11 protein-coding genes are annotated in these 12,720 nt (G+C 70.7%); 3 read left to right on the top strand and 8 right to left on the bottom strand.

What is annotated here, in order from left to right:
• The 3 genes from AB0300_RS05265 to AB0300_RS05255 all read right to left on the bottom strand — a co-directional run bounded on the left by AB0300_RS05265 (position 1) and on the right by AB0300_RS05255 (position 2,475).
• On the bottom strand, positions 1 to 189 hold the full coding sequence (locus tag AB0300_RS05265; protein ID WP_025103513.1) for a hypothetical protein: 189 nt from the start codon (positions 187 to 189) through the stop codon (positions 1 to 3).
• 110 nt (positions 190 to 299) lie between these two features.
• On the bottom strand, positions 300 to 929 hold the full coding sequence (gene rpsD / locus AB0300_RS05260) for a 30S ribosomal protein S4 (RefSeq protein WP_025103514.1): 630 nt from the start codon (positions 927 to 929) through the stop codon (positions 300 to 302).
• Between the two features lie 181 nt (positions 930 to 1,110).
• Positions 1,111 to 2,475 (bottom strand): replication-associated recombination protein A, encoded by a 1,365-nt coding sequence (locus AB0300_RS05255; RefSeq protein WP_085607570.1) that lies wholly within the window; start codon positions 2,473 to 2,475, stop codon positions 1,111 to 1,113.
• A gap of 100 nt (positions 2,476 to 2,575) precedes the next feature.
• Between AB0300_RS05255 and AB0300_RS05250 the strand changes: the two genes are divergently transcribed.
• A complete protein-coding gene (locus AB0300_RS05250; RefSeq protein ID WP_085607572.1) occupies positions 2,576 to 2,878 on the top strand; it encodes a hypothetical protein in 303 nt (100 codons plus the stop codon).
• 15 nt (positions 2,879 to 2,893) lie between these two features.
• Here the strand turns inward: AB0300_RS05250 and AB0300_RS05245 are convergent, their stop codons facing one another.
• The gene (locus AB0300_RS05245; protein ID WP_338566114.1) at positions 2,894 to 3,646 is read right to left on the bottom strand and encodes a winged helix-turn-helix domain-containing protein; all 753 of its coding nucleotides are present in this window, start codon (positions 3,644 to 3,646) and stop codon (positions 2,894 to 2,896) included.
• On the bottom strand, positions 3,643 to 5,433 hold the full coding sequence (locus tag AB0300_RS05240) for an FAD-dependent oxidoreductase (RefSeq protein WP_366215582.1): 1,791 nt from the start codon (positions 5,431 to 5,433) through the stop codon (positions 3,643 to 3,645). Before AB0300_RS05240 ends, AB0300_RS05245 begins: the two co-directional genes overlap by 4 nt.
• A gap of 278 nt (positions 5,434 to 5,711) precedes the next feature.
• On the opposite strand from AB0300_RS05240, the gene AB0300_RS05235 reads away from it, so the two are divergent.
• Both AB0300_RS05235 and AB0300_RS05230 read left to right on the top strand, forming a co-directional pair.
• Positions 5,712 to 7,064: a DUF349 domain-containing protein gene (locus AB0300_RS05235; protein ID WP_025103519.1), complete on the top strand. Its 1,353-nt coding sequence runs from the start codon at positions 5,712 to 5,714 to the stop codon at positions 7,062 to 7,064.
• Positions 7,065 to 7,123: 59 nt separating this feature from the next.
• Positions 7,124 to 7,672, top strand: coding sequence for a hypothetical protein (locus AB0300_RS05230; RefSeq protein WP_366215581.1), 549 nt, complete (start codon positions 7,124 to 7,126; stop codon positions 7,670 to 7,672).
• Here AB0300_RS05230 and AB0300_RS05225 read toward each other — a convergent pair.
• From AB0300_RS05225 to secD, 3 genes are all read right to left on the bottom strand, one after another.
• A complete protein-coding gene (locus AB0300_RS05225; protein ID WP_025103521.1) occupies positions 7,659 to 9,911 on the bottom strand; it encodes a bifunctional (p)ppGpp synthetase/guanosine-3',5'-bis(diphosphate) 3'-pyrophosphohydrolase in 2,253 nt (750 codons plus the stop codon). The two genes, AB0300_RS05230 and AB0300_RS05225, sit on opposite strands and share 14 nt — an antisense overlap.
• A 65-nt stretch (positions 9,912 to 9,976) precedes the next feature.
• Positions 9,977 to 10,966 (bottom strand): protein translocase subunit SecF, encoded by a 990-nt coding sequence (secF, locus tag AB0300_RS05220; protein WP_025103522.1) that lies wholly within the window; start codon positions 10,964 to 10,966, stop codon positions 9,977 to 9,979.
• Entirely contained in the window at positions 10,966 to 12,696 is a 1,731-nt protein-coding gene (secD, locus tag AB0300_RS05215; RefSeq protein ID WP_062634464.1) for a protein translocase subunit SecD, read from the bottom strand. Before secD ends, secF begins: the two co-directional genes overlap by 1 nt.
• Between the last annotated feature and the right edge of the window lie 24 nt (positions 12,697 to 12,720).

Here is a 12,720-nt window from a genome sequence, read left to right as displayed (position 1 = left end):
TCAGTTCTCGCCCGGCTCGGTCAGCCGAGCCTCCTGCGCGCGATACGCGTCGCTGAGGATCGCGGCGAGGCCGTTGAGGCGGGCGTCGACGTCGGCCAGGATGTCGTGGCCCCGCGGGTCCTTGTTCATGAAGTGAGCCGCGACGAAGCCGCCGATCACGCCGATCAGGAACCACAGCACATTCTTCATGTCGTCATCCTTGCCCTAGAGCCGCGAAGGCGCGGTCTCTCCATCGTAGGCGGAAACGACAGGAGGCGTCGGGAACCCCGACGCCTCCTGCCTGATGCTCTTCCGCTGGATCAGCGGGCCGCGTAGTACTCGACGACGAGCTGCACTTCACAGGTCACGGGGACCTCGGCGCGCTTCGGACGACGAACCAGACGGGCCTGGAGCTTGTCGAGCTCGACCTCGAGGTAACCCGGAACGGCCGGCAGGACCTCGGCGTGACCGCCGGCGGCCGCCACCTGGAAGGGCTCGAGGCCCTCGCTCTTGGGCTTAACGTGGATGAGCTGACCCGGCTTCACGCGGAACGACGGGCGGTCGACGAGCTGGCCGTCGACGAGGATGTGACGGTGCACGACGAGCTGGCGCGCCTGTGCCGTGGTGCGGGCGAAGCCCGAACGCAGGACGAGGGCGTCGAGACGCATCTCGAGGAGCTCGACGAGGTTCTCACCGGTCAGGCCGTCCTGACGACGGGCCTCGTTGAACGCGATGCGCAGCTGCTTCTCGCGGATGCCGTACTGCTCGCGCAGACGCTGCTTCTCACGCAGACGGACGGCGTAGTCGCTGTCGGCCTTGCGCTTGGTGCGGCCGTGCTCACCCGGAGCGTAGGGACGCTTCTCGAGGTAGCGGGCGGCCTTGGGGGTGAGGGCCACGCCGAGGGCGCGGCTGAGACGCACCTTGCGGCGGTCCTGGGACTTCGTGACCACGAAGTTATCCTTCCGATGACGTGGACGTGGATTTCACGTCCGACGGACGTATCACCGCGTTCTGCCTCGGGGCGCACGCCGGGGTGCCGTCGAGGTGGGGTGTGAACGAGGAGATGCCCGAAAACTCGGTTTCGAGCCGCTCAAGTCTAACAGACGGCGGCAGACGCCCGAGGTCGTCGGCTCACCGGTCGCCGAGGATGCGCCGGATGCGCTCCAGCCGTGCGCTGATGTCGCGCTCCGCGCCGAGGTTCTTCGGCTCGTAGTAGTGCCGCCCGTCGAGCTCGTCCGGCAGGTACTGCTGCGGCACGATCCCGAACTCGCTGTCGTGCGCGTAGCGGTAGCCGCGGCCGTGCCCGAGACGCTTCGCCCCGGGGTAGTGCGCGTCGCGGAGGTGAAGGGGCACGCGCCCGAATCCCCCCGCGCGGATGTCGGCGATGGCGGCGTCGATGCCGACGTAGGCCGCGTTCGACTTCGCGGTCGTCGCCAGATACACGGTGGCCTCGGCGAGCGGGATGCGCCCCTCCGGCATCCCGATGAAGGCCACCGCGTCGGCCGCGGCCACGGCGATGCCGAGGGCCTGGGGGTCGGCGAGCCCCACGTCTTCGGAGGCGGAGATGACGAGCCGACGGGCGATGAACCGCGGGTCCTCCCCTGCCTCGATCATGCGGGCGAGGTAGTGCAGCGCGGCGTCCGGGTCGGAACCGCGGATCGACTTGATGAAGGCGCTGATGACGTCGTAGTGCTCGTCGCCCTGGCGGTCGTAACGGAGCAGGGCCTTGTCGACGGCCTGTGCCACGTCGTCGGCGGTGACCTCCGGGACGGCCGTCTCCCGGTCTTCGCCGTCGTCGTCGGCCTCGGAGGCGGCGGCGTGCGAGAGCGCCACGGCAGCGGCGGCCTCCAGTCCGGTGAGGGCACGACGGGCGTCCCCCGACGCGAGGCGGATGAGCGCCGACCGCGCCTCATCGCTGAGCGCGACCGTACCGGAGAGTCCGCGGGCATCCGACACCGCGCGGTCCACGAGCACCCCGATGTCGTCATCGGTGAGCGGCTGCAGCGTGAGCAGCAGCGACCGGGACAGCAGCGGCGAGATCACCGAGAACGAGGGGTTCTCCGTAGTCGCGGCGATGAGGATGACCCACCCGTTCTCCACGCCGGGCAGCAGCGCGTCCTGCTGGGCCTTGGTGAAGCGGTGGATCTCATCGAGGAAGAGGATCGTCGTCTGCCCGTAGAGATCGCGCTGGGTGATCGCCTCCTGCATGACCTCCCGCACATCCTTGACGCCGGCGGTGATGGCCGAGAGCTCGACGAACCGGCGGCCGGACGAGCGGGCGATGGCCTGCGCGAGCGTGGTCTTCCCGGTGCCCGGCGGACCCCAGAGGATGATCGACACCGCGCCGGGCGAGCTGGCCTCCGGGTCGGCGAGAGCCACGATGGGCGACCCGGCCCGCAGCAGGTGGCGCTGCCCCGCGACCTCGTCCAGCGACACCGGGCGCATGCGCACGGCGAGCGGTGTCTGCCCGGAGAGCAGGGCGGAGGGAGAGGACATTCCTCCAGGCTAACGGCGGCCGGGGACACGAGGCGAGGCCGGGCCCCCGGTAGGCTCTCAGGCGACGTCGTGGACCGGCGTCGGACGGGAGAGACAGGGCATGGCCGCACGCGGTTCCAAGAAGGCGCAGGCACGCACCGAGGCGGAGCGCGCTCGGCTGCACACCGCCCGCACCCGCTGGCACCAGGATCAGATCCGCCGTCGCACCCGCGACAACGCCATCGCGATCACGGTCGGCGCCCTCATCGTCGTGGGCGCGATCGTCAGCCAGGTCGTGCATGCGCAGGTGACCGCTCCGGAACCGACGCCCACGCCGTCGCCGACCTCGTCGATCGCTCCCTCCCCGACCCCGAGCGATGCGCCCAGCCCGGTGCCGACGGCTTCCGAGACACCGACGGAGTGAGGCCCTCCGGCGTGGTCAGTCCTCGTCGAGGACGGCGAGCCGGTACCCGCGCTTGACCACGGTCTGCACGAGGTCCCCGTCGCCGAGGGCGTCCCGCAGCCGCGCCACCGCCACCTCGACCGCACGGGCGCTGCGTCGACCGCCGGGCAGCACCTGGCCGATCTCCGCCCTGGTGAGCACGCGCCCGTCGGCGATGAACAGGGCCTCGAGGATGCTGACCGCGCCGCGGGAGAGCGGGACGAAACCTCCGTCGATCAGCGCGCCTCCGCTGCGCACCGCCAGGCGCCCCACCGCCGTCCGTCGCTCGAGGACCCCATACGTGAGCGGGGCGAGAGCGCTCCGGGCGAGGTCGTCCGCGGTGGGCCCGCACGACGTCGATGCGGGCAGGCCGCTCTCCGCCAATCGCGCGGTCGCGGCGGCGTCGGTCGTGGCGAGCAGCAGGCGGGACGTGCGCGACCGTTCGCGGATGGCGTCGAGCATGCCCAGTCGTTCCACGGTGGCGAGCCACCCGGGCAGGGCCTCCGCCACGGGGAACAGCACCGCGTCCACCTGACCGGACGCGATCCGGTACAGCGTCCGCTTGGTGCCGGCCGGGATCGCGTGGTCCGCCCGGGGCGGGGTGATCCGGACGACATCCGAGCCGGTCGCAGCGAGGATCCGCAGAAGAGTGTCGACGTCGACCGGCTCCGGGCGCACCGGCCGCGGCACCTCGACCACCACGACGCGGCAGCCGACGAGCGCCGGAGCAGGACGCGTGGGCGCACTCATGCGGAGCCCTCCGCCGACCTCGCAGTACCGACGCGTCGCCGTGTCCGTGGCGGGTGCCGGACGACGCCGATCGGGCCTCCGGGCCGCGCGAGGTCCGCCCCGCCGATCAGGGTCTCCGGAACGACGGCGCCGGCGCTCCGCAGGTCCGCGAGTGCGTCCGGTATGTCCTCCGCCGGGAGCCCGCTGACGGCGAGGAGCCCTCGATCGATCCGTACCGTCGCCTCGCGTCGTGCCGCGAGATGGCCCACGACGAGGAGCAGCGTCCCGTCGGACTCGTCGCCGACGCGCACCTCCAGGACGGGAGCGGCCGTCGTCCAGCGGAGACGCACCTCGGAGCGAAGGCTTCCGCGGTCGCCGGGCCGTACGCCGACGTTCACCTCGGCGCGCCCCTGCAGCGCGAGCGCGAGACGGCGGAGGCAGGGGCCGCAGCCGCGGCTCTCGACCGCACCGTCCAGAGCCTCCGCGACGGTTCGGATCCCGCGGTCCGCGAGCTCCGCTGTCAGCACCTCCAGCGGCGAGGACCGCAGCCCATGTGCGCAGGCCTCCTCACCGTCCGCGGCCACGGCGGCGGCCAGGAGCGCCCGCGCCGCCCTCTGACCGTCGAGCGCCCCGGGCGCGAGACCGGCGAGCGAGTCATCCGCCGACGCGCCGATGACCGTCACGCGATGCACCACGCGGGCATCCTCGGAGAGCACGACCTCCCCGAACACGCGGTCTCCCCCGCTCGGAAGAGGGATGTCGACCGTCGGCCCGTCACCGTCCGGGAGACGCAGGGTCACGACCTCGATACCGCCGGGACTCCCGCGCCATCCGTGTCCCGCGGGGCTCGCGATCCGAGCGCCGAGCAGGGCGGCCGCCGCTCGATCCGCGGACGCCAGGGCCGCCTCCGTGCCGCCGGATGCCGGGTCCGCGGCGACGTCGCCGATCGCGAGGACGCGCGGGTCGGACGTCCGCCCGTCCGCGTCCACGAGGACACCGCCGCCCGGCCGCGTGGGGAGCCCGGCGTTCCGTGCCAGCTCATCCCGTGCCCGCGCACCCGTCGTCAGGATGAGGTCGGTCCGTGCGAACGTGCCGTCCTGGAACTCCACGGCCGTCACCGCACCCGTCGCGTCGGGGTCGACGCGGGTCACCCGCGTGCGCATCCGGACCGCGATACCGCGCGCCTCGACGGCCCCGCGGAGTGCGCTCGCCCCGGGAACCGTGAGCTGTGCGGGCAGCAGGCGATCCGCGGAGTCCACGATCGTCGTCTGCACCCCGGCGTCGTGCAGCGCGCATGCGGCGTCCACTCCGCCCTCGTCGCCGCCGACGACGACCGCGCGCAGCGCGCGCGGCATCTCCGTGGCACGGACCGCGAGGAACGCACGCAGCATGTGCGCGTCCTCCATCGCGCGCAGGACGAACGACCCCCGGGCACGGATCCCCGGCACGTCGAGCCGCTGGGCATGGGTGCCGGTCGCGAGGACGAGCGCGTCGTAGTCATACCACCGGTGCGACCGCGTCCGCACGCGGTGCCCTCCCCTGTCGATCCGCAGGACCCGGTCGTCGTCGATGAGGCGGACGCGGTCGTCGCGGAACGGCGCGCGATCGAGCTCGCCCGCCGACGCCGGAGTGCCGCCGACGATGCGCGCCACGACGGAGCGATCGTAGGGCAGGCGTCCCTCGTCTCCGAACACGGTGATCCGCACGGCACGGTCCGGGTCCTCCAGCATCCGTGCGACGAAGCGGTGCGCCGCCGCCCCCGCCCCCACGACGACGATCTCCGCTGTGCGCGCTGCGTTGTCGTCCATGGAACTCCTGTCGACCTGGGGACTGTCGTGGTCGCGACGATAGGAGCGCCGTGTTACCCGCAGATGACGCGCAGTGTGTCCTGCATCGAACGTTCTGCTCACGAAACGGTAACGTCCCTCCCCGCGAGACCCCGCCTCGTCGCCGAGACCCCGCCTCGTTCGCGCACGAATCGCGGGGTCTCGGCGGGAAGACGGGGTCTCGCGGATCAGAGAGGGCGTACTAGGCTGAGCCTCGTCCTTTCCGCCTCCCGCGGCGTGACCGCGCAAGGAGAATCACCGTGTCTGCCAACGAGCCCGCGAAGCCGACCCCGCCCGTTCCCACCCCGCCCGCCGTGCCGATGCCGCGGAAGACGCCGACTCCGGCCGCCGTCGCCCCGGCCGCCGCGAAGCCGACTCCGGTCTCGTCCGCCGGCGAATGGGGCCGTGTCTCCGAAGACGGCACCGTCGAGGTGCGCGAGGGTGAGTCCTGGCGCGTCGTCGGTCAGTACCCGGACGGCACCCCCGACGAGGCCCTGGCCTACTTCGTCCGCAAGTACGACGACATCGCCTTCAAGGTCGTCGCCCTGGAGCAGCGCCACCAGGCCGGCGGCGCCTCCGCGAGCGACCTGTCGAAGCAGGCCGCGCACCTCATCGACGAGGCCACGGACGCCGCGGCCGTCGGCGACCTCGCCGGTCTCCGTGATCGTCTCACCGCGCTGACCGCGTCGCTGTCCGAGGCCACGGCCCAGGAGGCACAGCAGGCGAAGGAGCTCGTCGAGCAGGCCGTCGCCGAGCGCACCGCCCTCGTCGAGCGTGCCGAGGCCATCGCCGCCCGCGACCTGAGCAAGGTGCAGTGGAAGCAGGTCACCGCCGAGCTCAACGAGCTGTTCGAGGCCTGGCAGGCGCAGCAGCAGAACGGTCCGCGCCTGTCCAAGGGCGTCTCGCAGCAGCTCTGGAAGCGGTTCCGCGACGCCAGGGCCGTCGTCGACAAGCACCGCCGGGCGTTCTACTCCGAGCTCGACGATGCGCACAAGGCCGCGCGCGACGCGAAGTCCCGACTGGTCGAACGGGCCGAGGCCCTGGCGCCGCGCGGCGTCGACGGCATCCCCGCCTACCGCTCCCTCCTCGACGAGTGGAAGACGGCCGGACGCGCCGGACGCAAGGCCGACGACGCCCTCTGGGCACGGTTCAAGGCCGCCGGCGACGCGCTCTACGCCGCCCGCGCCGAGCAGGCCGCCGCCGAGGAGGCCGACTCCGCTCCCAAGATCGAGGCCCGGCAGGCGCTGCTCGAGCAGGCGAAGGCGGTCGCCGACGAGCCGAACATCAAGCGCGCCCGCGCCCTGCTCACGCGCATCCAGCGGGAGTGGGACGAGGTCGGCCGCATCTTCCCGCGCGACAAGGAGCGTGCGCTCGACGACAAGCTCCGCGTCATCGAGCAGGCGCTCAAGGCCCGCGAGGACGTCGACTGGAAGAAGAACAACCCGGAGACCAAGGCGCGAGCGAACGACATGAGCTCGCAGCTGCACGAAGCCATTGAGAAGCTGGAGGCCGAACTGGCCGCCGCCGAGAAGGCCGGTGACAGCAAGGCCGCCAAGGAGGCCGCGGACGCCCTCGAGGCCCGTCGCGCCTGGCTCAACGCCCTCGGCGGCTGAGCTCTCCACAGGTCCGGCCATCTCCGTCTGAGCGGGGTGCGCGACGCCACACTGGCGTCATGCACCCCGCTCTGCTCTATCTCCCCGGTTCGCGCCTCAGCAGGCCGGAACTCTGCGCCGCCCGCCTGGACGGTCATGTCGTCGAGATCGGCGACGCCTACATCCCCGCGGACCTGCCGGAGTCCGCCGACGTGCGGGCGAGCAGCATCGCCACGCTCATCCAGGAGGGCGCCGCCGCCTGCGGGCCCAGTGCCGCCTGGATCCACGGCGCCCGCGACGAGCCGCCGGCCGTCCATCACGCGCGGCGCTGCGTCGAGCGGCGGGTGCGTCCGCGCGTGCACGCCAGAGTCGTCTTCCACGACACCAGGCTTCCTCGGACGGACGTGCAGCTGCTCGGGGGGATCGCCGTGTCCACGCCCGTCCGGACGATGTGCGACCTGGCCACGAGTCTGCACCGGGACCCGCGCGTCCTCCCCTGGATGCAGGCGCTCGCTCAGACCCACCCGGAAGCGCTCGACGACGCCATCGGCAGCCTGCGGACCCGGTCGCGCGTTCCGGGCAGCGTCGGCGGCCTCGCGGCACTGGAGCGGCTGGTCAGGAGGAGGTGACACGGTACACGTCGTAGACCGCGTCGATCCGGCGCACCGCGTTCAGGACGCGGTCCAGGTGCACGGCGTCACCCATCTCGAACACGAAGCGGCTCAGCGCCAGGCGCTCGTCGGTGGTCGACACGGTCGCCGAGAGGATGTTCACGTGATGCTCGCTGAGCACCCGCGTGACGTCGGAGAGGAGGCCCGAGCGGTCCAGCGCCTCCACCTGGATCTGCACCCGGAACACGCTCTTCTTCGTCGGCGCCCAGGAGACCTCGACGAAGCGGTCCTGCTCGCCGCTGAGGGCCTTCACGTTCACGCAGTCCGCCCGGTGCACGGAGACGCCGCTCCCCCGGGTGACGAACCCGACGATGGGGTCGCCGGGGACGGGCGTGCAGCACTTCGCCAGCTTCACCAGGATGTCGTTCGCGCCGCGCACGAGCACGCCGGAATCGCCACCGCGGGTCTCTCGGGTCTGGACGCTTCCCGGCAGGTCGATCGCCCCGGTCGTGGGCTCGTCGGTGGCGACGAGCGCGGTGACCTTCTCGAGCACCGACTGGGTCGAGACGTGCCCCTCGCCGACGGCGGCGTAGAGACCCGAGACGTCCTCGTAGTGCATCTGGTGGGCGACCTCGGTGAACGAGTCCTGGCTCATCAGCCGCTGCAGCGGCAGGTTCTGCCGGCGCATCGCGCGCGCGATGGCCTCCTTGCCCTGCTCGATGGCCTCCTCGCGGCGCTCCTTCGTGAACCAGCCGCGGATCTTGTTCCTGGCTCGCGTGCTCTTGACGAAGCCGAGCCAGTCCTGGCTGGGCCCCGCGTCCGGGTTCTTCGAGGTGAAGACCTCGACGACGTCGCCGCTCTTCAGCTCCGACTCCAGCGGCACCAGGCGTCCGTTGACCTTGGCGCCCATGGTGCGGTGCCCGATCTCGGTGTGGACGGCATAGGCGAAGTCGACCGGGGTGGCGCCGGCCGGGAGACCGATCACACGCCCCTTCGGCGTGAAGACGTAGACCTCCTTGGCGCCGATCTCGAACCGCAGGGAGTCGAGGAACTCCCCGGGGTCCGCGGTCTCGGCCTGCCAGTCGGAGATGTGCGCCAGCCACGCCATGTCGGTGTCGGAGGCGCGGACCTCGGCCTTGCCGCCGCCGTTCATCCGCTCCTTGTACATCCAGTGCGCGGCGACGCCGTACTCCGCCTGGTGATGCATCTCGTGCGTGCGGATCTGGATCTCGACCGTCCGTCCGGCCGGGCCGATCACGGTCGTGTGCAGCGACTGGTAGAGGTTGAACTTCGGGGTGGCGATGTAATCCTTGAACCGGCCGGGCAGCGGCGTCCAGCGGGCGTGGATGGCGCCGAGCACGGCGTAGCAGTCACGCACGGAGGAGACGAGGACCCGGATGCCGATCAGGTCGTAGATGTCGTCGAACTCGCGGCCGCGGATGACCATCTTCTGGTACACCGAGTAGAGCTGCTTGGGCCGGCCGACGACCTTGCCGCGGATGCGCAGGTCACGGAGGTCCTCGTCGATCTCCTCGATGACCTGGCTCAGGTACTTCTCCCGCTGCGGGGTGCGCTGGGCGATGAGGCTGTGGATCTCGTTGTAGATCTTCGGGTGGAGGACGGCGAAGGAGAGGTCTTCGAGCTCCGACTTGATCGCCTGGATACCGAGGCGATTGGCCAGCGGCGCGTAGATCTCGAGCGTCTCCTTGGCCTTCTTCGCCGCCTTCTCCGGCGGGACGAAGCCCCAGGTGCGGGCGTTGTGCAGCCGGTCGGCGAGCTTGATGAGCAGCACGCGGATGTCCTTCGACATCGCGACGATCATCTTGCGCACGGTCTCGGCCTGTGCGCTCTCGCCGTACTTGACCTTGTCGAGCTTGGTCACGCCGTCCACGAGCATCGCGACCTCGTCGCCGAACTCGGCGGTGAGATCGGTGAGCGCGTAGCCCGTGTCCTCGACGGTGTCGTGCAGCAGGGCGGCCGCGATCGCCCGCGGGCCGAGCCCGAGCTCCGCGAGGATCTGGGCGACGGCGAGCGGATGCGTGATGTACGGCTCGCCGCTCTGACGCTTCTGTCCCTCGTGCTTCTCCTTCGCCACGGCATAGGCGCGGGAGATGACCGCGAAGTCGCCCTTGGGGTGGTTCGCCCTGACGGTGCGGATCAGGTTGTCGAGATCGTTGATCCGGGACGCACGCGAGAAGATGCGGGGCACCAGCCGTCGCAGACTCGAACCCTGCGATGCCGTCTGCGGCTCCGCCATCCACTCACCTCCGAATCAGACAATCCTACGCGCGCTGAGCGGGGGTCGGCCCCGCGGCGGGGGCGTCAGGCGTCGACAGCCGCTTTGCTCCGTGCCGCGCGGATACGCGCGTCGCGCTCCTTGATCTGCGGCTCGTTCTCGCGGAAGAGCGAGTACAGCGGCGCGGCCACGAAGAGCGTCGAGTACGTCGCCACGAGGATGCCCACGAAGATCGACAGCGAGATGTCGGTCAGCGTCTCCGCCCCGAGCCAGAAGGCGCCGATGAAGAGGATCGCACCGACCGGCAGCGCGGCCACCACGGACGTGTTGATCGAGCGGATGAGGGTCTGGTTCACCGCGAGGTTGACCGATTCCCCGAACAGCCGCGACGTCTTCTCCCCGTCCTCCGTCGTGTTCTCCCTGATCTTGTCGAACACCACGGTGGTGTCGTACAGGGAGTACGCGAGGATCGTAAGGAAGCCGATGACGGCCGCCGGCGAGATCTCGAATCCGGCGAGGGCGTACACGCCGACGGTGATCACGAGCACGTCGAGCAGACCGATGATCGCGGCCGCCGACATCTTCCACGTGCGGAAGTAGATCGCGAGGATCAGGAAGGTCAGTGCGAGGAAGATCGCCAGGCCCCACAGCGACTGCCGGGTCACGCTCTCGCCCCAGGCCGGGCCGATGAACGAGGAGGCGACGGCGTCCGGCTCGACACCGTAGGCGTCGGCGAGGGCGCGCGCCACCTGCTGCGTCTCACCCTCGGTCATCTGGTCGGTCTGCACGCGGACGTCCTGGTCGTTGACGATGACCACCTTGGTCGCCGCGCCGGGGACGACCGACTGCACCGCTTCTGTCGCGGTGTCCTGATCCGTGGTGTCCGGTGCGGTCACCGTGAACTGCGAGCCGCCGGTGAACTCGATCGAGAACTGGATCGGACGGAACAGCGGAACGAGCGCGGAGCCGACGACCAGGGCGATCGCGATGATGAACCAGAGGCGGCGGCGCCCCACGAACGGGAAGGAGGTCTTGCCCGTGTAGAGATTGTTGCCGAACTCATTCATGGAAGGCATCAGTTGTCTCCCTCCCTTCCGGCCGTGGTCTGTCTCTCGGCGGCGAGGGCCTCCGCCCGCTTGCGCTCGGCGATGGTCTGCCGGCGATCCGCCTCTCCGCGCGAACGCGCGTTCTTCGCCCCGCGCCCCGCGGACGCCGTGGCGACCTCGCGGTATTGCGAGCGGCTCCGGTACACGGCGCCCAGGGCCTCCGGATCCAGACCGGAGAGCTTGTGCCCGCCGCCGAAGAACCGCGTACGAGCGAGCAGCTGCATCACCGGGTGGGTGAAGATCACGAAGATCAGCACGTCGATCACGGTGGTGAGGCCGAGCGTGAACGCGAAGCCCTTCACCGTCGAGTCGGCGAGGATGTACAGCACCACCGCGGCCAGGACGTTGATCGACTTGGAGATGTAGATCGTCCGCTTCGCCCGACCCCAGCCGTCCTCGACGGCACCCGTGATCGACTTGCCGTCGCGCAGCTCATCGCGGATGCGCTCGAAGTAGACGATGAAGGAGTCGGCGGTGAAGCCGATGGACACGATCAGGCCCGCGACGCCGGCGAGCGACAGGCGGAAGCCGATCCGCCACGCCAGGATGCAGATGACGATGTAGGTCAGCACCGCCATCACCGCGATGGACGCGATGATCACCGTCCCGAGCGCCCGGTACGACAGCAGCGAGTACACCGCCACGAGCGCGAGGCCGATGAGGCCTGCGATGAGACCGATCTGGAGCTGCTGAGTGCCGAGGGTCGCGGAGATCGTGTCCGAGCTCTGCACCTCGAAGCTGAGCGGGAGGGCTCCGAACTTGAGCTGATCGGCCAGGGTCGTCGCGCTCTCCTGCGTGAAGCTGCCGGAGATGCTGGGGCGGCCGTCGAGGATGACGCCGTTCATGCGCGGCGCGCTGATGACCTCGCCGTCGAGCACGAAGGCGAACTGGTCGCGCGGCGACAGCCCGTCGATGCGGTTCTGGTTGAGCCGGGTGCTCACCTGGCCGAAGGCGTCCGCGCCGTCGCCGTTCATGGTGAGCTGCACGATCCAGGCGCCCGAGCGCGGGTCGCGTCCCGCCGTCGCGTCGGTGATCGCGCGGCCGTCGAGCTCCGCCGGGCCGAGGATGAACTTCGCGGTGTCGTCGGGCGAGCAGGCGATCACCGGCTCGTCCTTCGGCGCCTTGGACGGGTCGTTGGACGGGTTGGCGCAGTCGTACGCCTGGAACTCCGCCGCGAGCTTGTCCGTGACCCACGACAGGTCGCTGGCGTCGGTGGGCTCGGCCGTGGGCTCGGCGTTCAGCGAGGGGTCAGGGCTCGGGTACGGGGTGGAGTTGCCGTCCTCTCCGACGAACTCCGTGCTCGCGGCCGTGGTGTAGAGCACCGGACGGAACTCGAGCTGGGCGCTGGACTGGATCCGCTGCCGCGTCTGCTCGTCCGCCTCACCGGGGATCTGGACGACGATGTTGCGTCCGCCCTCGGTGGTGATGTCGGCCTCGGCCACACCGGAGGCGTCGACGCGCTGGCGGATGATCGCAGCGGCCTGGTCGAGCTGCTCCTGCGTCGGCGCTGCTCCGTCCTCCGTCTCGGCACTCAGGATGATCTGGGTGCCGCCCTGCAGGTCGAGCGCGAGCTCGGGTGTCCACGAGCTCTGCTTGAAGACGTACACACCCAGCGCGTTGATGCCGAAGAGCACGCCCGTCACGAGGAGCAGGCCGAGGAGGACCCGCCAGGCGTGACGGACAGGAGAGGATGAAGCCACGTGTGTTCAGCTTTCTGGAAGGAC

The sequence above is a fragment of the Microbacterium sp. NPDC078814 genome (genome assembly GCF_040702645.1).
In the GTDB taxonomy this organism is placed as follows: Bacteria; Actinomycetota; Actinomycetes; order Actinomycetales; family Microbacteriaceae; genus Microbacterium.
Note: the sequence above shows the minus strand (reverse complement) of the source record. Positions and strands in the feature narration are given on the sequence as shown.

What these genes read in the sequence shown, in the direction of transcription:
- AB0300_RS05265 (WP_025103513.1), bottom strand. Translation starts at nt 189, where the DNA reads ATGAAGAATGTGCTGTGGTTCCTGATCGGCGTGATCGGCGGCTTCGTC.
- AB0300_RS05255 (WP_085607570.1), bottom strand. Translation starts at nt 2,475, where the DNA reads ATGTCCTCTCCCTCCGCCCTGCTCTCCGGGCAGACACCGCTCGCCGTG.
- AB0300_RS05250 (WP_085607572.1), top strand. Translation starts at nt 2,576, where the DNA reads ATGGCCGCACGCGGTTCCAAGAAGGCGCAGGCACGCACCGAGGCGGAG.
- AB0300_RS05245 (WP_338566114.1), bottom strand. Translation starts at nt 3,646, where the DNA reads ATGAGTGCGCCCACGCGTCCTGCTCCGGCGCTCGTCGGCTGCCGCGTC.
- AB0300_RS05240 (WP_366215582.1), bottom strand. Translation starts at nt 5,433, where the DNA reads ATGGACGACAACGCAGCGCGCACAGCGGAGATCGTCGTCGTGGGGGCG.
- AB0300_RS05230 (WP_366215581.1), top strand. Translation starts at nt 7,124, where the DNA reads ATGCACCCCGCTCTGCTCTATCTCCCCGGTTCGCGCCTCAGCAGGCCG.
- AB0300_RS05225 (WP_025103521.1), bottom strand. Translation starts at nt 9,911, where the DNA reads ATGGCGGAGCCGCAGACGGCATCGCAGGGTTCGAGTCTGCGACGGCTG.
- secF (WP_025103522.1), bottom strand. Translation starts at nt 10,966, where the DNA reads ATGCCTTCCATGAATGAGTTCGGCAACAATCTCTACACGGGCAAGACC.